The organism is Bacillus cereus group sp. BfR-BA-01310, from assembly GCF_022664325.1.
Taxonomy (GTDB): domain Bacteria; phylum Bacillota; class Bacilli; order Bacillales; family Bacillaceae_G; genus Bacillus_A; species Bacillus_A paramycoides.
Window position 1 is genome coordinate 272,329 of sequence record NZ_JAKUHD010000001.1, and the last position, 26,367, is coordinate 298,695.

Sequence of the window (26,367 nt, forward strand, 5' to 3'; positions counted from 1 at the left end):
TGAATAGTGCACCTTGTCGTTTTTATTTTTTAGATGTTATTAATAATTGACTTACATAGCCTGAAACAATCAATGTTACTAAAGTACTTACAACAACTAGGAAGAACATACTACTACCCTTACTTAAAAGAAATGAGCCATATTCCATTAAACCAGTCGTCGAAGGAATTAAAAATAAAGGTAAAAATACTATTAGTTTTTCTGCACCTATCTCAAACCATTTTAATGGCAAAATACGAGTGGAAAGAAGAAGAAAAAGGATTAACATTCCTATTAAACTTCCTGGCATAGATAGATGAAATACTTCCTGAATCCATACACCAGCCAAACTAAACAAATATAGCACTCCTACTTGAAGTAAAAGCGTCAAGAACTTCAACTGCTTGCCCTCATTTCAATACTAGATTTTCCCACACCTATAACAGCTTTATCATCAAATCTCTTTTAAAGTCTCCGCGAGTCTTGTAATCCCAACCTGAATTTGTTCTACATTCGCTCTCCCAAAAGTAAATCGTATATATTCACTTTTCGAGCCTAATACACTTCCTGGGACAAATGCTACTCCATTTTGAATAGATTTGCCTAATAAATGATATTCGTCAAATGAACCTTGAACTTTACACCATAAATGTATTCCGCCCTCTGGAACGAAAAACTCAACTCGGTCCTCTAATATTTCTTTAAGACTTGCAATTAACTCATCTCTTCTTTTTTTCAATTGTCCACGAAGCATTGTAATATGCGTATGAAAATCCTCTGATTCTAAAAATTGATTTGCTACCCACTGTGTAAATACACTATGACCGAAATCAACTTGCTGCTTCGCATCTGCTAAACGTTCTATTACGCGCGTAGGGCCAATTATCCAGCCAATACGTAATCCTGATGCAACAATTTTTGATAATGAACTTATATACAGAACATTTCCATTTTGATCCATTGATTTCAATGTTGGATTCACTTCTCCATTAAAAGAAGTTAAACTATATGGATCATCTTCTACAATCGGTATACCAAATTCAGAAGATAGTTCTAGTATCTTTTTACGTCTCGCCAATGAAAGCACCGTTCCAGTTGGATTTTGATAATCCGGATTTAAAAAAACCATACGAATGCGGTGCTTTTTGTGCAGATCAATTAAGTCATCTGGATTCATACCGTGCTGATCTACAGGTAAATGGAATATTTTTAACCCTGCTGATTTAAACATCGGCAGCGAAAAACAATAAGATGGATCCTCAATTGCAATCGCATCTCCAGGCTTTAACAAACATTGAACGATAAGATTAAGTGCCTGCTGAGCCCCAGATGTAATAAGAATAGAACGTGAATCAGCTTCTATTTGTTTATATTGCTGAACATGTGTTACGATTGTTTTTCTTAGCATTTCATTCCCTAGTGGGTGATCATAACCGAGGTTTTCCATAAATGTTTGTTCTGATAAAATTGTTCGAAATTGACCAGTCGGAAATAACTCTGGTGATAATTCACCACTCGCTAAATTGATTAAATCATCTTTTTGTGTTTCCGTTCGAATTTGTTGAACAAGTGGTAAATTAGGTAAAAACGATCCATCCTCTACGTATCTCCCCCAATTTGGTATACGTTTATGTGACACACCCCATATGTCTGTATTTACCCGCGTTCCGCTTCCTTTTTGCCGTTCTACTACCCCAAGTGATTTCAATTCTTCATACGCAGCTACTATCGTACTCCGGTTTACTTGTAATTCCTTTGCTAACTTACGTTCAGAAGGTAACTTACTATTAGAAAGAAATTCGCCTGAAGAAATGCCTCTTTCAATATAATCAGCGATTTGTTTATAAACAGGAGTCTTATCTGCACGATTCGGTTTCCATTCCATCTAGTTCCCCCCTTTCAAAACTACCGTCCCTCATTCACTAATAACAGTATTCACTGTAATAATAGTATTAATCACCTTCATCATATACAAACTCTATAAAATAACGACCGCATACCACGTAACTCCTACAAGTAACCCTAAAAGAAGGATGATATAGATAGCGGATAAGTTCTTCACATTCCTCTTTGTAGACTTATCGTAATTCTCCTCCACATTTCGTGCGACTAGTACGGTCCCAAACAGCGATACAATTACAATAATTACAACTAGTGAAATTGCAAAACTCATTGTCTTTTCACCTCTCTAAGGCCAGTCTATTTAAACAAATGAGATATATAAAAAGCGTCCTCCTTAAAGCATCAATACAGTACTACCTTTCTTCTCTTATCATAATAGAAGTTTGCAAAAAACGGACCAACCACTTTCAGGTTTTTTTGCTCATCCACTTTAAAAATAAAAAGCAACTGATCTTTCTTATCAGTTGCTTTTTTCACAGAGTTATTTATATTCATTTTCACTTAAAATTAATCCGATTTAAAAGTTTGGTCTTTTCATAATGAAACATCGATTGAGATAACTCAAAAATGGTTCCATTTACAAGATGCACTGTATTTTCAATAAGAAGTGCCGGATCACCTTTATTTATTTCTAGAAGCTGTGCGTTTTCTTTATTTACTTTTTCGCAACTAATAACTTTATCGGCAAAACCAATATTTAGTCGCAAATCTTCAATGAAATAACTGTATACAGAGCTTAATGCTATTTCTTCATTCAAATATGGAATTATATCCTTTTTGAAATAACTAATTTCAATAGAAAAGGGATTACCGTCTACAATTCTTAAACGTTTCAAAAAATACAACCTAGTTCCAGCGTCACATTGCATCCGTTCTGCTATTTCTTCATTCGCATCTATTATTTCAAGCTCTAACACTTTCGTTTCAATATTTTGTGAAACGAGGTTTTTCGTTAATCCACGTAAACTGCCTAAATTAATGTAATCTGTTACAGAAGTTTCACGTAAAAACATGCCACTACCTTGTACTTGAAAAATATAACCTCTATTAACAAGCTGACTAATTACTTTACGTATCGTATTACGACTTACCTCAAACCGGTTCATCAATGCTTCTTCTGTAGGTAATTTTTTCGTTTCATTAAAAAGTCCATCTCGAATGTTTTGCTCTAAAATATCTGCAATTTGTTTATACTTTGCACTCATACACTTTCTCCTAAAATACTCTTTTATCTTTTATAACTCTTCTCCTCTCGTTTCGATAATATGCTTATACCAATGAAACGAAAGTTTCTTCTTACGTTTTAAGTTATCATTATGATCGACAAAAATAAAGCCATATTGCTTTTTATATCCATTTAGCCAACTTAACAAATCAATAACTGACCATGCATAATACCCTTTTAAATGAATCCCTTCTTGAATCGCACGCTTAATTACTTTTAAATGTTCTTCAATAAATTTAATTCTCGGAACATCTACAATTTCTCCGTCAATAATTGGATCTTCGTCACCAAGTCCGTTTTCTGTCACATACATCTTTATATCACCGTAACGCCCTTTCAACATATGCAAGCCGTCTAAGAAACCTTCGGGAGATATTTCCCATCCCCATTTTGTATATGTTTTATCATCCATTTTAACCGTTCGATAAAATCCATCAAAGGAAGGGTTACCTGGAGCAAGTGTTGAGTTTTCTCGAGAATGTTCCTCATTCTTTATATCCATATCGTATCTTTCCACTCGAATTGGTTGATAATAATTCAAGCCAATAAAATCATTTTTCCCGGCATTTTGTTTAATGATTTCTAATTCTTCAACCGTCCAATTAGGAGTCCATCCTTTTTCCTTTAATTGTTGCACAACATAAGATGGATACTCACCTTTTAAAACTGGATCATAGTACCAATACGTTTCATATTCATTCGCATGATTTGCTGCTAGTATATTTTCTTTTTGATTATCCACACTATAAGCAGGCAAGAAAACATGCGTAATACCAATTTCACCATATTGTTTTAACTGCTTGTACACTGCAACTGTTTTCGCATGCGCATAAAATACATAATGAGTCGCTTGAAAGTACTTTGGAACATCATTTTGTATCCCTGGTGGATGTGCGCCTTTTAAATACCCTAATCCACAAAACATTACTGTTTCATTAAAAGTAATCCAATGTTTAACTCTATCACCAAATGCCTTAAAGCAAATCTCTGCGTACTTTACAAAAGCTTCTGCTGTTCGTTTATTCGTCCATCCACCGTCATTTTCTAAAGTTAATGGTAGATCCCAATGATATAAAGTTACAAACGGTACAATCCCGTATTTTAAACATTCATCAATTAAGTTGTTATAAAATTCTATTCCTTTTTCATTTACCTCCCCATCTCCAGTCGGCAAAATTCTCGCCCAAGAAATAGAAAAACGATACGATTCTAATCCCATCTCAGCCATTAAGCGGACATCTTCCTTATATCGATGATAATGATCAACAGCTACATCACCATTTGTCCCATTGTATGTTTTGCCAGGATTTTTTGAAAACTCATCCCAATTCGTAACACCTTTTCCATCTTCATTCCATGCACCTTCTACTTGATAAGAAGCTGAAGCAGCCCCGAATAAAAAATCATGTGAAAACTTCATAGCATATACCTCCATTTCATTGCAATAAATCAAATTCATTACCACATATAAAATTTATAGGTACAAATTTTACATGTGTAATTATAGCGTAAGTTTTGATTTTTTTCTATCATGAAAGTACGATATCTAAAACTATACCTGATGTTAATTTTTAGAAAACAAAAAAGAAGCGACATATTTTATCGCTTCTTACTATCACAATCTTTATTCTTTTATAAGTGACTTATTCGTTCTTATAACTTCTTGATAAAGTATCGGTGACCATTTTTCATTTATATAATCTTGAATCATCCATCCGACTCTTGTAGGATTCTTTTGTTTCATATAGTTTGCAATTTCCGGATTTATATAAGAGGCATAATAATATGGACTATTCCATGCTGTACCACCGGAAGACAAGCTTGTAAAATTAATATACAGATGATTAAAATCTTCACTATTGTTATTCGTTTCATTTATCGTATCTTTAATAGACTCTAATTTTTCATCATAACTTACTTTATATTTATCTTGTACCGTTATGTTTATATTTTGATTTAAAGTTGCGGTGAATGTTTGATTATCTGGCCATGGAAAATTATTATACCCTCCAGATTCATTACTGCCACTATATCTTTTTAATAATACAATCTTCCCACGAGCATCTCCAAGACTTATATTTCCTTCCGTTTTTAAAAAGATCGGATCAAGAAAGTAATTTTCTTCGAAAGTACTACTAAATGAACCTTCTGCTCCTTTCATATCCTCGTACTCTTTTTTTAAAGACATTATAATCGTTTCACTCGGATTATCTTTCAAAAATTGTTTCGCTTCATTTATAAATTGGTGCAATGTTACATAAAGATACAGTGGTCCATGATGAAGAACTATAGTATTATCATCTGTTAAACGCCCTCTTATATCAAAAATTCTAGCTCCATGATCCATTTGATAACGAAAATCATATTCTTGCGTCATTCCCCATACTTGCTTTATCGGATTTTGCAACTTGAACGTACCACTATCATGTGTTCCTGGAATTGAAATTCGTGCTAACGGTACGTTATCAGGTATAGGTTTCATCCATTTTGACCAATTTTCAAGCTCATTAACAGAGCTAGCTGCAACTACTTGCTTATCATGTAAAGCAAATACAAATGTGCTAAATATAGTACTACATATGAATAATTTCAAAATAAACTTCTTATTGCTCATTATTATTCCTCTCTTTTTCTGTTTTTATATCAAACTTATTGAATATGATATAAGCTACTTAATAAAAAATAAATAACATTTCATAAATATGAAATATTGCATAGAAGTAAAATTAAAAAATCATTCACATATTCTCAATACATGAGAAAAATTTAAAGGAACTTCAGCAGAAGTTCCTTTTGTTTATTTTATGTTCAATACATACGAACCATCTTTATTCTCGTACTTATAGACATATAAATAATATTTACCTGGCTTTGCATTATAGGTTCCTTTAACTACATTCCCTCCATTTTCACCATATGCTACATAATTATTTAAATCAGATTCATGATGAAGTACCCATGTCATTCCAATATTTTGTTCATTTAGTAGAGAAATATTAATATTTTCTAGTGAGTCAATTTGAAAAGTAAATACATCTACGTTATCACTATTATGTAGTGTTCCTTTCATTGGTGTATTAAAGTTAACTTTATTTGCCTGTCTAGGTTCATTATTTGGTTCATTTTCTGTTACTTGTAACTCATTCCCACCGTTCGGTTCTCTTCGTTCATACCCTAAGTTTACTAGTATAGACTTCAAATCTGGTAAAACACCAATTTTATCTGAATATGGATTTTTAGATTTCGTTCCAGTGTTATGGTTACTTAATATCGTTCTTAGTTCACTTGGTCTATATGGTTGTCCTAAATGTTCTTTAGCAATACTTTGTACTAAAGTCGCTGCTCCGGCAATAATAGGCGAAGCACTCGACGTGCCACTAAAGCTGGATATATAAAGATTTACAGCCCTTCTACTTTGCTCAGCTGTAGTTGTATCTACGTTTTCTCCCCAGCCATACACATCAATACGGCTTCCATAATTCGAAAACCACATACGTTCATGAGGGAAAGATGAAGAGCCCGCTCCTACTATAATTGCACCCGAATCTTTAAAATCTTTACTATTACGATTTAAAACTTGTTTACCATTTCTATCTTTAAATTGATCTAAATCATTCCAACCATTTGCTCCAGCCTCTATAATTACAACACCCTTATCTGTACCAGCACGAATTGCATCAAAGATATCTGGTTGTACTTCAACAGGTAAATATTTATCACCATATCCATCAAAGGATGCTTGTGCCTCTAATAATAAAATATCCCCAGCTTCTAAATGATTTACAGCACTTAGTATTGCATCAGCTGTATTATACTGTCCATTATCTCTTATTTGAGAAATTACTTTTGCTTTGGCTTTTGGCGCAATACCAATATTCCCCACTTCATTATCTTCAGATGAAACAATTCCTAATACAGACGTCCCATGACCGACATGCTGATCTATATTCCTTCCAGACATCAATTCAATATTTTGATGTACTAAATCCTCATGATTTAATAGCCATCCATATTCCATATCAACAAAAGTTATCCCATTTCCATTACCGCCTTGAACTCCCCAAGCGAAAGGCGCATTAATACCGTATGGTGCTGATTCAAGATAACCTTGTTTTTTAAATCTAGGATTACTATTAGGAGTAAGAGATACACCTGATGGTTGCACTTCAGGCGGCGTTATTTTTTCTTGTTTCTTAATATACACATCTTCTATTAAAGAAGATGCTTTTAACTTATCTACTAGTGCTTCTTCATGCTCACCATTTTGAGTTTGAAGAATATAGTAGTTTAATAGGCTTGTAGATACATTATTAGGTGCTTTCACTTCAAGGTCTTGTATTTCTTCTGGACTTACAGATGTGAATAAACGAGTAAATGTTAAATCTGGATATTCTGCCAAAAGATCTTCTAGTACTTTATCACTCTTTTGAGCTTGTATCTGTTTTTCAATACCATCTTCATATGGTAATTTCAAATCCGCTTTGAATTTCACAATGATTTGCTTATCTTTTTCTCTTTCAACCTCTGATTTACTATGTTGTTCTATAGAATCAGCCTTTATAATATTGAAACCCCCTCCTATTCCTATAAATGTTGAAATTATTACAGCTGGAACAAATACTCTTTTAAAAAGTTTCATTATATCACTCCTCTATTTGATAACGATTAAACAATATATTAAATTATATAAATTCCAATTCCAAATCATATTAAGGTACCTTTCTACTAGATAAATTATAGTAATCAACAACATGAACTTCAATGTGTTTTCATATGCAATATTTCATATTCGGGCCCTAAATTACATAAATAAAAAACTTATAATGATTATTTATTTCATATGTGCCAATATACTTAAATTAGAATATTAAATATACATCATATATCTTCTGAACCACATTACTCAACTGCTATAAATTAATTATTTATTAGGAGGATTTACAATGAAATTATTAAAAATAAAACATATAATTCCTTTATCTGCAGCAGCAATTACATTCGTATGTAATCAAAGCATAGCCGATGCTTCTACTATTCATACAGTAAAAAAGAATGATACACTTTGGAACATTAGTAAACAATATGGCGTTTCAATACAATCCATTAAACAAGCGAATAATAAAGTAAACGATCAAACTTTCATTGGCGAACAGTTACATATTCCGGGATCCATGAAATCAAATGAGGTCACTGTTCATCAAAACGCCAAACCTGCGAACATTTCTGGACAAATTATTTATCAAGTACAGCCAGGAGATTCATTTGAAACTATAGCAAAGCGTTATAATGTAACCGTTCAATCTATAAAACAAATCAACAACACAATCGGAAACAAGCTTTATACAGGACAACATTTAAAAATTAATTCAAGTATTTCGGAAAAAGAAAAGGACTTAATGGCACGCTTAGTCACTGCAGAAGCAGGTGGCGAATCATATAAAGGAAAAGTAGCAGTAGCGAAAGTGATCTTGAATCGTGTAAATGCAAAAGGATTTCCAAATACAATTACAGGGGTTATTTATGAACCTATTAAACACGGATATGCATTTACTCCTGTTACAGATGGAAGAATTAATCAACCTGCAAGCGCAGAAGCCAAAATGGCTGTAGAAGAGGCTATCTCTACAAACGGAACAAATTCTGATTGGCTTTATTTCTATAATCCAAAAACTTCAACAAGCAAATGGATTACTACACGACAAACAGTAGCAGTAATCGGTAACCATGTCTTTGCTAAATAAAAATACGTAATAAAACTATAATTAATTTCAAATTATTAACAGACCTCTTTACTTAAAAGGTCTGTTCTTTTTTATTTTAATATCTAAGCTTTTATTAACTATATGATAAAATGATTGTTTAAAACTATCTCTCTTTTCAAATAAAAAACTGTTGTATCTAATTCACCATTCAGAGTAATTGAGTGAGCAAAAAATCCACAACTATAACTTTATTAATACAAGCTATTTCTTAACTTTGTAAAATTGTTATACACTAGGAAAATAGCAAACAAACTATTCGTTGGCAGGTGAAAAAATATGTATGATGTTACAATTATCGGCGCTGGAGTTAGTGCCATTTTTACGGCTTATGTATTAGCTAAAAGTAACAAAAGAGTTTTAATTCTTGATAAAGGAAAACCGCTAGAACATCGGAATTGTCCTTTAGACCAAGGGAAAACGTGTAACTGTAATACATGTGATAAATATTTCGGTTTTGGTGGCTTAGGAAAATCTGAAGGGAAATTTAATTATACAAATGGATTTGGAGGAGAACTTGAGCAAAAAGTAGGTAAAGAAGGTTTTATGCAACTAATGGCTGAAGTAGATGAAATTCTATGTCAGTTTGGCGGAAGTTCAGTTTCAAAATATTCTACAGAAAATCTAAATCTCACTAAGAGAGCTGAAGCGTGTGGTTTACAAATGCTAACAACAGAAGTAAGGCACCTAGGTACTACACTTTCAAGTAACATTTTTCAGCAACTCTATGAATTTTTACGTAACAAAATAGATATCCGATTTCATATAGATGTACAACATATCGTTAAGCAGAAAGACCATTTTAAAATATATACAAATCAAGAAACTGTCTATTCTAAGAAATTAGTATTTGCAACTGGGCGTTCTGGGACGGATTGGTTAAAAGAAATGTGCTCTTCCCTTGAAATTGCACAGAAGCAAACCCGTGTAGATTTAGGTATTAGAGTAGAGATGAAAGAAAACCAATTACGTTCTATATTAAAAGATACGTTTGAAACAAAACTTTCTTATCAACATGATCATTTCACAGCAACTACTTACTGTATGAATCCAAAAGGACGCATTATTCGGAAGTATGAGGAAGGTTTAGTTATGCCTGACGGTCAAAATTTTCGAGAGCAAGGAACTGGCACTCCTAATTTAAATTTCACTTTATTTATTCCGCGCTATTTTCCAACTCTCAAAGAAGCGAATGTATATGCAAATTCAATTATTAAAGGCATTAACCAAGGACGAGATCGAATTGTTATTCAGCGCTTAGAGGACTTAATAAAGAAACGACCTACTGCGGAAAAAGATATGAAACATAATCGTATACACCCTACACTATACGGAGATTATGGAGATTTGAATAAAGAAATTCCTCCATTATATATTGACGGACTCAAAGAATTTTTATTACGCTTAGAACACTTTACCCAAGAACCTATCGATCAAGATACTTTACTATATGGAATTGATGGAAAGTTCTATGCTCCTACAATAAAAATCAATAACCATTTTGAAACAAGTATGAATGGGTTATTTTTAATTGGAGATTGTTCAGGCGTGACTCATTCATTATCTCAAGCAGCTGCAAGTGGTCTGTATGTTGGAAAATATTTATCTGACATTAAAATATTATAGTTAAAATGTGATTTCAAATCATTTAAGGTTTTATCAACACTCTACTTATCTAGCAATAGCATACATCAGTAAAAGCTTTATCCACCCCACTGATTATGCCCCCACAACCAATCGCGCTTTTACCGAATAAAATTAAAACTGGAGAAGTAAAAACTAAAATTAAAGAAACTGAAAAATAATCTATATATGCGAAGGGAGCAACTAATTACGGTTGCCCCCTTTTTACTCTCTTATAACATATGATGCAATTTAATATAAAAAAAGACCTGACATATTATACGGATGTAAGCAAAAAACAACTCCAAAATCCACTTTTATTGTGTATTTTGGAGTTGTTTTACGTTTATTCTATAGTTGTTTCTAAAGTTAAATCTGTATAGGCATTATCCTCACCTATATTTAAGATTACTTCACATTGACGTAATCTCAATTCAAAGAGCGTTATAGAATCATGATAAACTTCAGGATTTGATTTCATTTTATGTAATATCTCTTGTTTTTCTTGTATTTCTAAATGAGTATTTTCTACAGCTTGTTTCAAGGAGTTAAATGGATTCCTAAAGAACATATTAATATCCCGCTCTTGTGTGTTTTCAAACAGCTCAAATTGCAAGAAAAATTTCTTCATAATAGAAGCCGTTACCTCGGTATAATCTTCATTTTCTAAATACTGTTTGTATTTGTTATATAGCATAGCTTTATTTTTAGGAAGAACCCCAAATAATTTACCGGCACTTTTCAGTAAAAATTGTGCTGGCGTAAATCGGCGTAAAATATTTACTTCTTCCATTTGTATTCTAGTCGTCATTCTATCAGTATCTCTGCGCCAGTCATCAAGCACTTTAAAGTCACATTCTAACTGTATTCGATTTTCTCCAAATAAAGAATTAAGTCCTTCACTGAGTTCTTCTAAGTGCGATTGACTTTGAAGGAACTCATTATTAGAAGTTTCAATCCAATTTTGCATAGAACGAGCAAAATTAGGTAATACAGTTTGTTCTAAATATTTGTGTACTCTTTTGTTCATCGCTGTATTTAGTTCAATATCAATGTGCCCGAAATCGCTTTCTTCACTAATTAAATCAGAACAACTCTGCAATAGCTTCGGAATACGTTCAGTAAGATCATTAGTAATTTCAGTTTTCATTGCACGATATGATTCTGTAATTAAATGAATTTTTTCCTTCTCAAAAGCAGTAAGGTTATTAACACAACCATTTAGTTTAACTAACATATCTTCATTCCAATTAATAACATCCACTAGATTGTTTTCCTTCTCAACTCGTTTATCCAAAAGATATGTAATTGTTTTTCGAATGAAAAACAATAGCTTTTCAGTACGTTCTGCATCGATATTTTTATAGTTAAAGTTAAAACGAATAAACTCAGTTAAATCATTTAGTTGTTGACTACTTGTATATAACGAAGAGTAAGGGAAAAGTCTCGCATGCGGGAAATATGCGTTTATTCTCGCTTGCGTATCATGTAATACTCTTTTTATTTCTGCTTCACTGTAAATGTTATCTATTTTATTTAATAAGAAATGAATTTGTAGATTTGGTGTATGTTCTTGAATGCTTAACAGAATGTCACGTTCTTTATCAGTAAAAGGTGAATCCGCATTCAATACGAACAATAATTCGTCTACAGAATTTAGATATTCAAATATCTCATCTCTAGTGTCGTTATTCCTATTAAAGCCAGGTGTAACTACGAATGTAAGTTTATTTTTGCTTAAAAATCTGCATGGTAATTTAAATTCAACACATGCTCTATCTCTATATGTTTGATGGTGTAGAGACATCATATTATGGTAATCAGAGAAATTCTCAGTTGTCGTAATGGCTGCATCTGTTATAGCGTTAATTTCTGTATGAGCATCATTTTTTAAAACCACTACATTCGAGATTGAGTTTTCTAATATATTTTCTCCTAATATGGAGTTAATAAATGCAGTTTTTCCGTTTCCTGACGTTCCCGTTACTAAAATACGATTTGTTCTTAAATCTGCAAGCTCGCCAACTAACCATCTAAATCGGTGACCCATTTCTATTTCATGCTTTTGTGCCCACTGTGTAATAGATTCAAAAAGATGTAAACTATACTCTAAGCCATCCACATGATTAATAGAATATAACAGTAGGTTTTCCGCATGTTTTATATTTGCTGAATCTATTTTGGAAGGGAAAATCTCATCCCATGCCAATACAGCTGCTGATGGAAATACCGCATGAGACGGATTGACTACCTTTAACCAATTTGTTAACAGATTTGGAATGATATCATGTAATTGTCTAAGCATGTATTGACCTTGAATTAATTCAAAGTACGTTTCTTCGTAAAGAGAAGAAATTTTGTCCCATATATCGGACGAATGTATTTCGATATGTAAGAAAAACTCATTTATTGTGTTAAGCCATAATAAGTAATTTTGTTCATTTTTATAACTGTTCCAAAGTGCTGAAACAATTTGCGTAAATTGCACTTGATCTACATTATTTAATGTAACTAATACTTCATAAAAATAATCTGGTGAAATATTTTTAGTAAATCCTTTATCGATATATCCTTTTAGAACCTCAAACCACGGATAAGATTCTGTTCGAATTAACTCATTCACAGCAAGCTCTACTGCACTATCAAAATCTTGTTGTTCCTCATAGAATGAACGGGCAATTATTGTGACGTTTGGATAATCGGGATTTAAAGAAACTGCTTCTTTAATAACAGTGAAAGCTGAATCAAAGTTATTTTGCTCGATGTAAAGAGAAAGTAATTGCAGTCCAATTTCGGTCATCAATATTTTGTTATCAGTAGTAATGGAAGTATAAACATCTTCTGCAACTGATAATCGGTTAAGTTCGAAGTAAGCATCCGCAATATTTTTTTGTGCCCATGGTGCTAGTTCATTACTAACTTTCTCCCATTTAAAAATAGCTGCTTCAAAATCTTGATGGTGATAATAAAATTCACCCTGTGCAAAACGAATATAAGACCCATCGGAAATCTCATCTTTTTCTTCGTTTAAATAAGATTCTCCAAGTACTTGAAGAGGTGGTTGTGTTTCATTCTCCATTAGGAATGTTTCATAATACATCTTTTTTATTAATTGTTTTTCTAATCTCATCTTTTCCCCCACTATATCTTGAAAATACGTTTTTCTCCAAATGTCAATACTTTTTTGTATGTATGCTTTTTATCTTAACAAAGAATTTCTTTTGAAAAATTTCATTTTCCTTTCATTTTTCAAGTAAGATTGAATTTTTATGAGAAAAGTTTCAGTTCTTTTTCAATTCCCTTTCAGTTATGAAACAACATTAAATGTTCCTAATAACCTAATAACAATATAATATTTCACATTATATTATCAGGAAAACCCCATATAAATTACATTATAAAAACAATCTATAACGAATATATATGCAATGTTTACTTCGCTGACAAATAAAAAAACTCGCATAATGATTATTAGATGAACCTATATGCCACGTCTCTTCAAAATTTCAAATACATCACGATAACCTAAAAACAACAATAGTAGTCAACTGCTATTCATACAATATCTTTCTCGAATTGTATTCCTTTAAAATATTTCATTAGTTATGTTATTAAATTCCATTAACCTATATAAATAACTAGTCCAAAAAAATATATATGCATATCATGTTATAGTAAAGAATTTAGGAAACCCTAAAAAGGAGGCATTTTCATGCTTGAAGATAAATCTAAAATAAATTACCCATATGAATTTACCGAAACTACAACAATCCCTCTAAAAAACCCCATTGATAAAAAATTCAAAAATGGCACAGGTACACATACTTTCCCAATTAAAAAGCATTACAAAGAGCAAGTTCTATACACTGAAAAAATTAATAATAAAAATAAATAATCGTATAGATCCTTATAATAATTAACCAAATAAGAATCAATATTTGGCCATGCATAGTTACGTTTTTAGCAATGTATAAATCTTTATTATACAATTCACGTACCTTTTAAAAAGTGCTGGTATACAGCGCTTTTTTATACATAGATAAATTAAGGCCGCACTAGCCAAGAAATGAATTACTTATAACATGAAGTATGGTGAGCTTAAATTTAAATAAACAGCAATAATACTCCATCCCATTCTCATTTAACAATTACAAGTGTACATAGTAAGAGGGGAGCAACATTAATATGTTGCTCCCCTCTTACATCTAATTTTATTAACCCTACATAACCCTCTTAAACATCTTCTCCAATTCATAAGTAGAATGATGCACAAGAATCGGTCTTCCATGCGGACATGTGTATGGGTTCGTCGTCGTACGAAGTTCTTCGAGTAAAGCGAATATTTGATCGTTCGTTAAATATTGATTTGCTTTAATGGAAGCTTTACAGCTCATCATGATAGCTGCTTCTTCGCGTAGTTTTTTTATGTCTACTTTTTTTAGCTTGACGACTTGTTCCATCATTTCATCGATGATTTCTGTTTCTTGTCCTTTCGGGAACCACGTTGGGTGCGAGCGGACTATAAAGGATTGATGGCCGAATTGCTCTAGAAATAGTCCGACTTTTTTTAGTTCTTCTAACTGTTCTTCAACACGTAAAAATTCGGTAAGAGATAAATCGATGCGATACGGTACAAGTAATTCTTGCACTTCTTGCGTAACTCGTCCCACTTTATCACGGAAATATTCATAATTAATGCGCTCTTGTGCTGCATGCTGATCAATCATATATAATCCTTTATCATTTTGAGCGAATATATAGGTTCCGTGCATTTGTCCAATTGGATAAAGTGGCGGTAAATCATTACCATTCATTTCAATCTCTTCTATTTCTCGAACTTCTTCTTCCAATTCCTCTAATTCAAAGTCCTCTTCATTGCTAGTCCATTCTTTTTCCTCTTGAACCGTTTCTTCTACTACTGGTTTAGAGGATGGTTGCCAACTTTCTTCTTCTCTTACAAGCGACTGTGGTGGTTGCCATTCTTGTTTCGGCGGTTGCCAAAGTTGTGCTGGTTGTTTCACAGTCGTTGTTTCTTCTTGTTTTTCATCCATTCCAGTCGGTAAAACAATATTTGGCATTGTTGGTTCTTTCGGCTTTGTATGCTCAAACTGGAACTGCCCTTGTACACTTTCATCTTTTTCTTTTTTCTTCGTTGTTACACCTGCATCTGGAATGAGCTGTATTTTTTTGAATGCAGCTTGCAGTGTTTCTTCGATAAGCTTTAGCAATTCTTGTTCTTTACTAAAACGAACTTCTAATTTCGCTGGATGTACGTTAACATCAACTAGCATTGGATCCATTTCAATCGATAAGAAACCGATTGGATATCGTCCAACTGGCAGTAATGTATGGTACCCTTGCTGAATGGCTTTCATTAATACGAAATTTCGAACGTAACGGCCATTTACAATCGTTGACATATAGTTACGAGACGCTCGCGTTACTTCTGGCAATGTTACATACCCTTTAATTGTGAAATCTAAAGATTCAGCTTCAATTGGAATAAGCTTCTTCGCAACTTGAATGCTATAAATCGCTGCAAGTACTTGTCTTACATCACCGTTCCCTGATGTATGAAGTAATTTCTTTTCATTATGAAACAGCTTTAACGATACTTCAGGATGCGACATCACAATACGATACACAATATCTGTAATATTCCCAAGCTCTGTATGAATAGTTTTCATATATTTAAGACGCGCTGGTGTATTAAAGAATAAGTTTTGTACTGTAATATCTGTTCCTTTTCGGCTTGCCGTTTTCTCTTGTTTTATAATATCTCCACCTTTAATGATAAGGTGTGTACCAGGCGCATCACCTGTGCTTGTGATTAATTCTAATTCACTTACAGAGGCAATACTCGGCAGGGCCTCCCCGCGGAAACCCAGCGTTCTTATACGAAACAGATCATTTTCATCTTTAATTTTGCTCGTCGCGTGGCGTTCAAATGCAACGATACAATCTTCTTCTGCAATGCCATCCCCATTATCAATGATGCGAATTTTCGATAACCCAGCTTCTTCTAAGTGGATTTCAATAGATGTACTATTCGCATCGATGGAATTTTCCACGAGTTCTTTTACAACTGAGGCAGGGCGCTCTACTACTTCCCCTGCCGCAATTAAATTAGAGAGTTGATCATCGAGTTTGCGAATTTTCCCCATCTACTTACTCATCCTTTCTTTAACTTTTTCTGTAAACGATACAGTTCATTCATCGCTTCTAAAGGCGTCATATCAAGTAAATCAATCTTTTTAATTTGTGCAAGTACTGCCGTTTCTTTTTGATCTAGCACAGGCTTGTCTTGTTTTTTCGAAGATTGTTCTCCTCCAAAGAAAGATAGTTGTGACTCTTCTTCAGTCTCTTCTTTCTTTTCTTGTATTTCTGCTGGTTCTTCTTCTACAACTACTGGTTCTGAGGCAACTTCTTGTACCTTCACTTCTACTCGTTTCGGAATAATAATTTCTTCCTGTCCTTCTAGCTGTGCTAACACTTCTTTCGCACGAGCAATTAAGCTATCTGGAAGCTCAGCAAGTTGAGCAACGTGAATTCCGTAACTTTTATCAGCCGCTCCATCTTGAATTTTATGAAGGAAAACTACTTTTCCATTCTCTTCAATAGCTGAAACGTGTACGTTTTTTAGTTGGTCTAAACTTTCTTCTAACACTGTTAATTCATGATAATGTGTAGAGAATAATGTTTTCGCACCAATTTGGTCATGAATATGTTCAATAATTGCTTGTGCAAGTGCCATACCATCATACGTAGATGTACCGCGTCCAATTTCATCGAATAAAATTAAACTTCTTTCTGATGCGTTTGCAATTGCATTTTTCGCTTCTAACATTTCGACCATAAATGTACTTTGACCCGAGATTAAATCATCCGCTGCACCAATTCTCGTAAAGATTTGATCGAAGACAGGTAATACTGCTTCTGTCGCTGGTACGAAACAACCGATTTGCGACATAACAGTTACTAGTGCTAATTGTCTCATATACGTACTTTTACCAGACATGTTCGGTCCTGTAATTAAAAAGACATCCATCTTCTCCGGCATAATACAATCATTTGGTACATACAATTTCCCGTTCAATACTTTTTCAACGACAGGATGACGACCATCTTTAATAAAGATTTCGCGCTTAGTTGTTAACACAGGTTTTACAAACTGCTCCTCTTCACTAACTGTCGCAAAACTTTGTAGTACGTCTAATTCACTAATGACTTTCGCTAAATGTTGTAATTTCGGAATGAATACTTTTACTTCTTCACGAAGTGCTGTAAATAAATCGTATTCTAATTGTACAATTTTTTCTTCTGCTTCTAAAATTAACGTTTCTTTTTCTTTCAGTTCATCTGTAATGAAACGCTCTGCATTTGCAAGTGTTTGTTTACGCTCATAGCGTCCTTCTGGAAGTGCTGCAAGATTCGCTTTCGTCACTTCAATGTAGTAGCCGAAAATACGGTTGTACCCGATTTTCAACGATTTAATCCCTGTAATATCACGCTCTCGTTTTTCAAGCTCAGCAATCCACGTTTTCCCGTTTTTACTAACGTAGCGATATTGATCAAGCTTGTCATTATAACCATCTTTAATAATATCTCCATCTTTAATAGAAAGCGGTGGGTTTTCTTGAATACTTCTTCCTAGTAATTCAGTTAAGCTCTCACATGGATCCGCGCCTTGAATTAATCTTGATGCATAAGCATTATCTAACAGACTAATCGCTTCTAAAATAGCTGGTACTTGAAGTAAAGAGCGTCTTAACTGTAATAAGTCCCGTGCATTTACATTACCAAATGCAACTTTCCCTGCTAATCGTTCTAAATCATATACTTCTTTTAATTTTTCTTTTAAATCTTCACGTAAGAAGTAATCATTTACAAATGTTTCAACCATTTCTAAACGCTCTTCCACTTTTTCTTTTTGGATAAGTGGACGTTCCATCCACTGTTTTAACATACGTCCACCCATAGCCGTTTTTGTTTTATCTAATAGCCATAATAATGAGCCTGTCTTTTCCTTCGTACGAAGAGTCTCTGTTAGCTCTAAATTGCGTTTTGAATGCACGTCAATTTTCATAAATTGGTTCGTGTAATAAATTTCTACTGGCTGCAAATGATCTAGTGAGCGTTTTTGAGTTCTGATTACATAGTTAAATAAGCGTCCAATTGCTTTAATTAACTTTGCTTGTGAAACATTTTTCACAAGGTGTTCTAACCCTTCAGGAATAGTTGTTGCATCTTCATACGAAATCGTCATTTTTAATGTTTCAGTTAATTTATTTAATTCATCTTTTGAAAATGTAGAATCTACAACAATTTCTTTTGAACCAGTTGCATACACTTCTAATAAAATATCTTCTACTGAACCTGTTAATAACGTCACTGTATTTTGTCCAGTCGTTAAATCATTACAAGCTAGCGCATAAGATCCATCTTCAAAATGTGTTAATGCTGCTAAGAAGTTATTCTCTTTCTCGTCTATTGTACGCCCTTCCATCATCGTTCCTGGCGTAATTAATTGTACTACTTCACGACGTACTACACCTTTAGCTGTTTTTGGATCTTCCACTTGCTCACAAACTGCTACTTTATATCCTTTTTCAACAAGTTGTTCAATATAATTTTTAGCTGCATGATACGGTACACCGCACATCGGTATACGTTCACTACTACCACCATCTCGGCTCGTTAATGTAATTTCAAGTTCATGAGCTGCTTTAACCGCATCCTCAAAAAACATTTCATAAAAATCACCTAAGCGGAAAAATAAAAAGGCATCTTGATAGTCTGCCTTGACCTTTAAGTATTGCTGTATCATAGGGGTATATTGCGTCATGTCTTTCCTCCATAATTCTTACATAATAATCTATATTCATATATGTCACACTTCACGGACACCCATATCTCCTATTTTAGGAGTCTTTCCCCATTATAGCACATTTCATAAGGAATCATGTTCATTCAGCACCACTTATGTAATGTAAAAAGCTAGGAAGAATTTCTCCCTAGCTTTCTATTACTCTTCTTCTGCATCGACAATAAAGTTCGGATCTAATTCTTCAAACTCATCGTCATCAACTTGGAAATCCTCATCTGATTCTACGCAACCTTCAGGATTTACACTTACACAAATTTTCGTTTCCCCGACTACTTCTGTTACAAATTCACGTTCTACCGTCACAACAATTTTATTACCATTTGGTGATACAAGAGCTTCTAAACAATTTGGCGGCTGAATTACACGAGCGATAATTTCTAAATCGTCACCAGAGAAATTTTTATCACGATACCCAATGCTTACTTCATCAGTGTAGTTAACACGTTCTGTTACAACTTCAGTCTTTGTGTTTCCATCAAATGAATACCAAGTGTTCACATCATAGAAACCTTCAATTTCTACGTGCTTTCCATCCTTTCTCGCTTCGTACGAGTGGTTAATTACCCAGCACCCTAAAATACTTGTTGGCTCATTATTCGATTCACATGTATGCGTTGACTTTGTATACTTACGTCCTTTTCCAACCACTGCTTTTGTAATAATCTCTCTAAATTCGGACATTCGTAACCCTCCTCAATCACTATTCACTTAATCATATGCGTGACAATAGCGGAATGTGTCATTCTTTTTTTGAGAAGAATTTACGTTATAGCCCATTAAAAAAGAGATGTCAATAAGACATCTCTTTAACAACCACAATTTCCTTTTTTACTTTCAACTGCTGCACCAGTTTCACCCTTCAACACATCGCCGCCAGTTGAAACTAATATTTCATCTGTTACATTGTTAGAAATGGTACTAGCAACAAGCTGTAGTAAGTCATTTACATATGTTTGTGAAGATTTAAATTCCTGCACAACCGGGATATTATCTAACTTATCTTGAAGCGCATCAATTTCAGCTTCTACTTTTTTCAAAGCTTCCCATTTCCCATAATGTTGCAAGTTTACTGCTTGTTTTTGCAAAGCTTTAATTTCATCAATTGCTCGCTTTACATTTTCATTTTTATGAATTTGTGCTTCTGCTCGCTTAAAGAAATCAACTTCTTCTGTTTCAGAGATCATTTTCGCTAATTCTTTCGCTTGCTCAACAATTTCATCTTTCGTATATACTTTCATCTATTATTTCACCTCAATCGGCTCCTTAACCAATTCCCCGTTAAGTGACCAAGTTTTTGCTTCCGTTACTTTTACTTTCACAAGCTGACCAATTAAAGATTTTGAAGCAACAAAGTTTACAAGTTTATTCGTACGTGTATATCCCGCGAGTACTTCAGGGTTATTTTTACTTTCTCCATCAACTAATACTTCTACAATTTGCCCTATATGATGCTTATTCTTATTAATTGCATATTCATTTACTAATGTATTTAAGCGTTGCAATCGTTCTTTCTTCACTTCCATCGGCACATTATCTTGCATTTTTGCAGCCGGTGTACCTTCACGCGGGGAATAAATAAATGTAAATGCCGTATCAAATCCTACTTCACGATATAGCGACATCGTTTCTTCAAATTGCTCATCCGTTTCATTTGGGAAACCAACAATAATATCAGTCGTTAGTACTGCATTCGGAATCGTTTCTTTAATTTTTCGTACAAGCTCTAAATAGTGCTCCCGTGAATATTTACGCGCCATAATTTTAAGCATATCTGTACTACCAGATTGAACTGGTAAGTGAATATGTTCTACTAGGTTACCACCTTTTCCAAGAACATCAATTAAATGATCATCAAAATCGCGTGGATGGCTTGTTGTAAAACGAATACGTGCGATATCGACTTTACGAAGTTCATCCATTAAATCACCAAGACCATATTGTATATCTTCAAAGTCTTTACCGTATGCATTTACGTTTTGTCCAAGTAATGTAATCTCTTTATAACCGTTTGCAGCTAAATGGCGAATTTCTTGAATAATATCTTCCGGACGTCTACTGCGCTCTTTTCCGCGTGTATAAGGTACAATACAATATGTACAGAACTTATCACAGCCATACATAATATTTACCCAAGCTTTAATATCACCACGACGTACTTTCGGAAGGTTTTCAATTACATCCCCTTCTTTTGACCAGACTTCAACTACCGTCTCTTTTGAGAACATTGCGTCCTTTAAGATATACGGCAATCTATGAATATTATGTGTACCAAACACCATATCTACATGCTGATTTTTTTGCATAATTTTATTTACAACAGATTCCTCTTGAGACATACAACCACATACACCAATTAAAAGATCCGGATTTCTTCGCTTTAATGATTTTAAATGACCAAGTTCACCGAACACTTTATTTTCAGCATTTTCACGAATCGCACAAGTATTTAATAAAATTACATCTGCCTCTTCCGTTGAGAAGGTTGGCTCATATCCAAGTGTTGTAAAAATCCCAGCCATTACTTCTGTATCATGCTCATTCATTTGACAGCCATATGTACGAATGTAAAACTTTCTTCCTGCGCCAAAATTGCGGAACTCTTCAGGTAAGCCAAAATCTCGTTCAATTTTAACTTCTTCTTTCCCACGCTTTTTCGCATCTTTCAAGGAAGGTGGTTGGTATACACTTTCAAAGTATTTACTATAATCTTTCTCTTCTTTTTTCGCAGAGGAATTTGCTTGTTGACTTGCTAATCGTTGTTGCTCGTTCATCGGTAATCTCCTTTCAACCTTAACTATACACAATTTGTAGTCCATTTTAATGCGCTTAGACCCATCTCAATAATGTTAGATAGCTTGAGAGATAACTTGTCCTTTGAAACTTGATTAATCGATCTAATCATCCGTAAGAATGAAGTCTTCCCCACACCAATAGACATTCCCTTTTATTATTTCATCTTGTCCTATTGAAAAGCATATTGCTTTATCCCTATACACATTATCATAGTATAGAGCCTTTAGCCAACTTTAACAAAGAAGAAGGTTTATCCTATATTACATTTCACACTTAATGAACATGCTATTTTTATACAACGATTTATATATTATTTTATCATTCTGAATTTTCCAAGTAAACAAGTCTATTAATTATTTTTATTCACTCAAAAAAAGGTTGCCAAGCGGCAACCTTCTCTTCTATCATTACATAAATTCAGCAACAAGCTCATCAAACATTTTCTGATCCATATTTAAATCAGCTTGCACTAAAGGCTTTTCACTATAGTCTTTTACAAGTTCTTGGTACGAAGGCTGCTCTGTATTTTGATAAATTAAACCTGTTACTAACCCGTTATTCTCCATTAATGTTTGCATAGCCATCATGCGATTAGATGGATCATATCCTTCTACTGTACTTAGCTTCGTTAAATTCTCTTTAAACCAATCATAAGTATTTACTTTATTGTAAGTAACACATGGACTAAATACATTAATTAATGAAAATCCTTTATGATTAATACCAGCTTCAATAATTTGTGTTAATTCTTTTAAATCACTTGAAAAGCTTTGCGCCACAAATGTCGCACCAGCTGTTAAGGCCATTTCCATAACATTTAGCGATGGTTCAATTGAACCTTGTGGTGTACTTTTCGTTTTAAATCCAGCTTCACTACGTGGTGAAGTTTGACCTTTTGTTAATCCATAAATTTGGTTATCCATTACGATGTACGTAATGTCAATGTTACGACGAATAGAATGGATTGTATGTCCCATACCAATCGCAAAACCATCACCGTCACCGCCTGATGCGATAACTGTTAAATCACGATTTGCCATTTTCACACCTTGTGCGATTGGAAGAGCACGTCCGTGAATACTATGCAAACCATATGAATTAATATAACCTGAAATACGACCTGAACAGCCGATACCAGAAATAACAGCTAGCTCATCTGGATTTAAACCAACGTTAGCTGCCGCACGTTGAATTGCAGCTTGCACTGAGAAGTCTCCGCAACCTGGGCACCAGTTTGGTTTTACACTGTTACGAAAGTCCTTAAATGTTGCCATTTAATACAACCCCTTTTTTGCATTCGTTGTAAATCTCTTTTGGCAAGAATGGGTTTCCATCATATTTTAAAAGACTAGAAATTTTCTCACCATTACCAAGATTCATTTTCATAATGTTAGCAAGCTGACCGGTTGCATTGTTTTCTACGACTACAACACGCTTCGCCTTTTTCACAAGTGGATCGATTTCAGCCGTTGGGAATGGATGAATTAAACGTATTTGTGCGTGGTTTACTTTCATTCCTTCTTGCTCTAAACGCGCCATCGCCTCTTCGATCGCACCACGAGTTGAGTTAAATCCAACAAGCAATACGTCTGCGTCATCATGCTTAGCATTTTTATAAACAGGGGTATTAAACTGCAAGTTCGCCATTTTACGGAAACGTTTGTCCATTTGATCTTTACGATTTAACGCTGATTCAGATGGTTTACCCGTTTCATCGTGTTCTACACCTGTAACATGGTGAATACCATTTTTCATACCAGGTAAAACACGTGGTGAAACTCCATCTTCTGTTACTTCATAACGCTTGAAGTATGCTTTATTTTCACGTTCTGGTAATTCCACTTCTAAGTCAAGCTTACCGCGACGAATTTCAACTTTATCTAACTTAAGTGGTTCTACTGTTTGCTTTCCTAAAGAAAGCTGTAGATCTGTTAAGAAGATAACAGGCACTTGATATTCTTCCGCTAAGTTGAATGCTTCTACAATATCATAGAAAGCTTCTTCAACTGTACTTGGCGCCATTACGATCTTTGGAATTTCACCATGCGTTCCGTAAATCATCGCCATTAAGTCTGACTGCTCTTGTTTTGTTGGTAAGCCCGTACTTGGACCACCACGTTGTGTATCAACAATAACTAGCGGTGTTTCAGTAATACCTGCTAAGCCAATTGCTTCCATCATTAAAGAAAGCCCAGGACCAGCAGATGCAGTTAATGTACGAACACCAGCATAGTTTGCACCGATCGCCATTGTACAAGCTGCGATTTCATCCTCAGTTTGGATTACTGTTCCGCCAACTTTCGGTAATTTTTTAATTAAATATTCCATGATTTCAGATGCAGGTGTGATTGGATATGCAGACATAAAACGTGCACCACCAGCTACCGCACCAAATGCGATTGCGTCGTTTCCAATCATAAACATGCGTTTCTGACCGTCAGCTTTTTCAAGCTGCATCATGTTTACTTTCTCACCAAGCAATTCTTTCATATATTGAGAGCCGCGTTTAATTGCTTCCATATTCTTTTTAACGACTTGCTCTCCTTTACGGCCAAAGATTTCTTCAACAACCTCTAAATAAGCTGTCTCGTCTAACCCTAATACCGCACTAGATGCCCCAACAGCAACCATGTTTTTCATTAAAGATGTACCTAATTCTGAAGCGATATCTGTAAACGGTATCACATATAGATTTACATCTGTATTATCAGGTATTGTCGGATTAAATTTCGCATCCGCAACTACAATTCCACCTGGACGTAGTTCGTGGAAGTTAAAATCAATTGTTTCTTGATCAAAAGCAATTAAAATATCTAAATCATCTGAGATCGCGCGTACTTCTGTTGTACTTACACGAATTTTATTATTTGTATGGCCGCCTTTAATACGTGATGAGAAGTGGCGGTAACCGTATAGGTAATATCCTAATCGGTTTAATGCAATACAGAAGATTTCTCCTGTACTTTCAATTCCTTCACCTTGTTGGCCTCCAACTTTCCATGAAAGTTGACTAATCATCTCCTACACCCCTTTTGGCTGCATTCATTGTAGTGTATTTTTTTACAGTAATAGTTTAGCATTTTTTATACAAATAAACTACAATGGACGCAAATTATGCCTCTTCTGATTTCCCTGAATCTTTAGTATAATGCTATTTCGTTTACCATTCTAGTATTAGGTCTTAAAAAAATCAATAAATTCAAGTTAATTTATTTTAATTTTTCTGAATTTTTAAAAACCAATACTTAGAAAGTAACACGGTCAATAAAATTTTTATACAAAAATCGTTCTACAATTGATTCACTATACTTTTTACACAATTGATTAATTATATTTTCATAATCTCTATACGCTTCTACACCTACAATAGTTTCTATAATCCCATCAAAATCAGAACCAAACCCTGTATTTTTTTCTCCACCCAATGAACAAATATATTCCACATGCCTTAATATATCTGTTATATTCGCTTGTCTTTCATTCGTTAAAAATTGTGGTACGAAAGTGACACCAATAATGCTATTTTTCTTTATGAGAGCTCTTATTTGTTCATCGTTTAAATTGCGTGGATGTTGACAAAGTTGATGACAGTTTGAATGAGATACAATTGCATTTTCAGCAATTTCTATAACATCCCAAAAGCTTCTTTCATTCAGATGCGACAGATCGGTCCATACATGTAACGTATTAAGCTCTTGTACAACTTGTCTACCAAAGCTAGTTAAGCCTGCACCACGTGTCTCTAGTGCCCCATCAGCTAATAAATTGGCATAGTTCCATGTTAATCCAAAAGAACGTACACCTAAGCGATAAAACAGACGTAATTTCATCGCATCTTTTCCAATAGCTTCGCATCCTTCTAATGTTAATAGCGCTCCAATCTCGTCCTGTTTTAGCATGTTAATATCATCTTTTGTCTGAATAAACTTCATTCCTGGTAGCGATAGAATTTCACTATGAAAAATATCTATCATTTGTAGCGCAACTTCAAAGCGATTTTCATACGCTACTGTTTCTGGTACATATATAGCAAAACATTGTATACTTCCTTTTCTTTGTTTTAATTGTTCAAATGTAATATGTAATTGTGAATCATTCTGAAAATCTTTCTTTCCCTTTGCACTCCATAACTGAAAGAGCACATCACAATGAGCATCAAAAATTTTCATTTTCATTCCTCCATTATAAAAACAACCTGT

General features: G+C 34.0%; 19 protein-coding genes. 3 read left to right on the forward strand and 16 right to left on the reverse strand.

The window, feature by feature from the left end; translation table 11 throughout:
* Positions 1-22: 22 nt before the first annotated feature.
* From MR109_RS01425 to MR109_RS01455, 7 genes are all read right to left on the reverse strand, one after another.
* Positions 23-379 (reverse strand): CidA/LrgA family holin-like protein, encoded by a 357-nt coding sequence (locus tag MR109_RS01425; RefSeq protein WP_048371567.1) that lies wholly within the window; start codon positions 377-379, stop codon positions 23-25.
* Positions 380-433: 54 nt separating this feature from the next.
* Complete coding sequence (gene pdxR / locus MR109_RS01430; RefSeq protein ID WP_071718934.1) at positions 434-1,864, reverse strand: MocR-like pyridoxine biosynthesis transcription factor PdxR; 1,431 nt, start codon at positions 1,862-1,864, stop codon at positions 434-436.
* A gap of 93 nt (positions 1,865-1,957) precedes the next feature.
* Positions 1,958-2,152: a hypothetical protein gene (locus MR109_RS01435; RefSeq protein WP_071718933.1), complete on the reverse strand. Its 195-nt coding sequence runs from the start codon at positions 2,150-2,152 to the stop codon at positions 1,958-1,960.
* Positions 2,153-2,378: 226 nt separating this feature from the next.
* On the reverse strand, positions 2,379-3,086 hold the full coding sequence (locus MR109_RS01440) for a GntR family transcriptional regulator (protein WP_242270714.1): 708 nt from the start codon (positions 3,084-3,086) through the stop codon (positions 2,379-2,381).
* Between the two features lie 30 nt (positions 3,087-3,116).
* A complete protein-coding gene (locus MR109_RS01445; RefSeq protein WP_242270715.1) occupies positions 3,117-4,526 on the reverse strand; it encodes a glycoside hydrolase family 1 protein in 1,410 nt (469 codons plus the stop codon).
* Between the two features lie 204 nt (positions 4,527-4,730).
* Positions 4,731-5,720, reverse strand: coding sequence for a phosphatidylinositol-specific phospholipase C (locus tag MR109_RS01450; RefSeq protein WP_242270717.1), 990 nt, complete (start codon positions 5,718-5,720; stop codon positions 4,731-4,733).
* Between the two features lie 183 nt (positions 5,721-5,903).
* On the reverse strand, positions 5,904-7,745 hold the full coding sequence (locus MR109_RS01455; protein WP_242270719.1) for a S8 family peptidase: 1,842 nt from the start codon (positions 7,743-7,745) through the stop codon (positions 5,904-5,906).
* Between the two features lie 304 nt (positions 7,746-8,049).
* Between MR109_RS01455 and MR109_RS01460 the strand changes: the two genes are divergently transcribed.
* Together MR109_RS01460 and MR109_RS01465 are read left to right on the forward strand one after the other, a co-directional pair.
* Complete coding sequence (locus MR109_RS01460) at positions 8,050-8,847, forward strand: cell wall hydrolase (protein ID WP_048371579.1); 798 nt, start codon at positions 8,050-8,052, stop codon at positions 8,845-8,847.
* A gap of 297 nt (positions 8,848-9,144) precedes the next feature.
* On the forward strand, positions 9,145-10,491 hold the full coding sequence (locus MR109_RS01465) for an NAD(P)-binding protein (RefSeq protein ID WP_242270721.1): 1,347 nt from the start codon (positions 9,145-9,147) through the stop codon (positions 10,489-10,491).
* A gap of 343 nt (positions 10,492-10,834) precedes the next feature.
* Here the strand turns inward: MR109_RS01465 and MR109_RS01470 are convergent, their stop codons facing one another.
* Positions 10,835-13,618, reverse strand: coding sequence for a dynamin family protein (locus MR109_RS01470; RefSeq protein ID WP_242270727.1), 2,784 nt, complete (start codon positions 13,616-13,618; stop codon positions 10,835-10,837).
* Between the two features lie 582 nt (positions 13,619-14,200).
* Here MR109_RS01470 and MR109_RS01475 point away from each other — a divergent pair.
* Positions 14,201-14,383, forward strand: a complete 183-nt coding sequence (locus MR109_RS01475; RefSeq protein WP_048371587.1) for a hypothetical protein — start codon at positions 14,201-14,203, stop codon at positions 14,381-14,383.
* A gap of 325 nt (positions 14,384-14,708) precedes the next feature.
* Here MR109_RS01475 and mutL read toward each other — a convergent pair whose 3' ends face one another.
* From mutL to MR109_RS01515, 8 genes are all read right to left on the reverse strand, one after another.
* Positions 14,709-16,652: a DNA mismatch repair endonuclease MutL gene (gene mutL, locus MR109_RS01480; RefSeq protein WP_242270730.1), complete on the reverse strand. Its 1,944-nt coding sequence runs from the start codon at positions 16,650-16,652 to the stop codon at positions 14,709-14,711.
* Between the two features lie 8 nt (positions 16,653-16,660).
* Entirely contained in the window at positions 16,661-19,333 is a 2,673-nt protein-coding gene (gene mutS, locus MR109_RS01485) for a DNA mismatch repair protein MutS (RefSeq protein ID WP_048371592.1), read from the reverse strand.
* Positions 19,334-19,513: 180 nt separating this feature from the next.
* Entirely contained in the window at positions 19,514-20,056 is a 543-nt protein-coding gene (cotE, locus tag MR109_RS01490; RefSeq protein ID WP_002173051.1) for an outer spore coat protein CotE, read from the reverse strand.
* Between the two features lie 125 nt (positions 20,057-20,181).
* Positions 20,182-20,613, reverse strand: coding sequence for a YlbF/YmcA family competence regulator (locus MR109_RS01495; RefSeq protein WP_002033698.1), 432 nt, complete (start codon positions 20,611-20,613; stop codon positions 20,182-20,184).
* Between the two features lie 3 nt (positions 20,614-20,616).
* Complete coding sequence (gene miaB / locus MR109_RS01500; RefSeq protein ID WP_071718923.1) at positions 20,617-22,146, reverse strand: tRNA (N6-isopentenyl adenosine(37)-C2)-methylthiotransferase MiaB; 1,530 nt, start codon at positions 22,144-22,146, stop codon at positions 20,617-20,619.
* 429 nt (positions 22,147-22,575) lie between these two features.
* Positions 22,576-23,442, reverse strand: coding sequence for a 2-oxoacid:ferredoxin oxidoreductase subunit beta (locus MR109_RS01505; RefSeq protein WP_002173053.1), 867 nt, complete (start codon positions 23,440-23,442; stop codon positions 22,576-22,578).
* Entirely contained in the window at positions 23,429-25,186 is a 1,758-nt protein-coding gene (locus MR109_RS01510) for a 2-oxoacid:acceptor oxidoreductase subunit alpha (protein ID WP_071718922.1), read from the reverse strand. The genes MR109_RS01505 and MR109_RS01510 overlap by 14 nt, the downstream gene beginning before the upstream one ends.
* Positions 25,187-25,413: 227 nt before the next feature.
* Positions 25,414-26,337, reverse strand: a complete 924-nt coding sequence (locus MR109_RS01515) for a dipeptidase (protein ID WP_242270732.1) — start codon at positions 26,335-26,337, stop codon at positions 25,414-25,416.
* Between the last annotated feature and the right edge of the window lie 30 nt (positions 26,338-26,367).

What these genes read in the sequence shown, in the direction of transcription:
- pdxR (WP_071718934.1), bottom strand. Translation starts at nt 1,864, where the DNA reads ATGGAATGGAAACCGAATCGTGCAGATAAGACTCCTGTTTATAAACAA.
- MR109_RS01435 (WP_071718933.1), bottom strand. Translation starts at nt 2,152, where the DNA reads ATGAGTTTTGCAATTTCACTAGTTGTAATTATTGTAATTGTATCGCTG.
- MR109_RS01440 (WP_242270714.1), bottom strand. Translation starts at nt 3,086, where the DNA reads ATGAGTGCAAAGTATAAACAAATTGCAGATATTTTAGAGCAAAACATT.
- MR109_RS01445 (WP_242270715.1), bottom strand. Translation starts at nt 4,526, where the DNA reads ATGAAGTTTTCACATGATTTTTTATTCGGGGCTGCTTCAGCTTCTTAT.
- MR109_RS01450 (WP_242270717.1), bottom strand. Translation starts at nt 5,720, where the DNA reads ATGAGCAATAAGAAGTTTATTTTGAAATTATTCATATGTAGTACTATA.
- MR109_RS01455 (WP_242270719.1), bottom strand. Translation starts at nt 7,745, where the DNA reads ATGAAACTTTTTAAAAGAGTATTTGTTCCAGCTGTAATAATTTCAACA.
- MR109_RS01460 (WP_048371579.1), top strand. Translation starts at nt 8,050, where the DNA reads ATGAAATTATTAAAAATAAAACATATAATTCCTTTATCTGCAGCAGCA.
- MR109_RS01465 (WP_242270721.1), top strand. Translation starts at nt 9,145, where the DNA reads ATGTATGATGTTACAATTATCGGCGCTGGAGTTAGTGCCATTTTTACG.
- MR109_RS01470 (WP_242270727.1), bottom strand. Translation starts at nt 13,618, where the DNA reads ATGAGATTAGAAAAACAATTAATAAAAAAGATGTATTATGAAACATTC.
- MR109_RS01475 (WP_048371587.1), top strand. Translation starts at nt 14,201, where the DNA reads ATGCTTGAAGATAAATCTAAAATAAATTACCCATATGAATTTACCGAA.
- mutL (WP_242270730.1), bottom strand. Translation starts at nt 16,652, where the DNA reads ATGGGGAAAATTCGCAAACTCGATGATCAACTCTCTAATTTAATTGCG.
- mutS (WP_048371592.1), bottom strand. Translation starts at nt 19,333, where the DNA reads ATGACGCAATATACCCCTATGATACAGCAATACTTAAAGGTCAAGGCA.
- cotE (WP_002173051.1), bottom strand. Translation starts at nt 20,056, where the DNA reads ATGTCCGAATTTAGAGAGATTATTACAAAAGCAGTGGTTGGAAAAGGA.
- MR109_RS01495 (WP_002033698.1), bottom strand. Translation starts at nt 20,613, where the DNA reads ATGAAAGTATATACGAAAGATGAAATTGTTGAGCAAGCGAAAGAATTA.
- miaB (WP_071718923.1), bottom strand. Translation starts at nt 22,146, where the DNA reads ATGAACGAGCAACAACGATTAGCAAGTCAACAAGCAAATTCCTCTGCG.
- MR109_RS01505 (WP_002173053.1), bottom strand. Translation starts at nt 23,442, where the DNA reads ATGGCAACATTTAAGGACTTTCGTAACAGTGTAAAACCAAACTGGTGC.
- MR109_RS01510 (WP_071718922.1), bottom strand. Translation starts at nt 25,186, where the DNA reads ATGATTAGTCAACTTTCATGGAAAGTTGGAGGCCAACAAGGTGAAGGA.
- MR109_RS01515 (WP_242270732.1), bottom strand. Translation starts at nt 26,337, where the DNA reads ATGAAAATTTTTGATGCTCATTGTGATGTGCTCTTTCAGTTATGGAGT.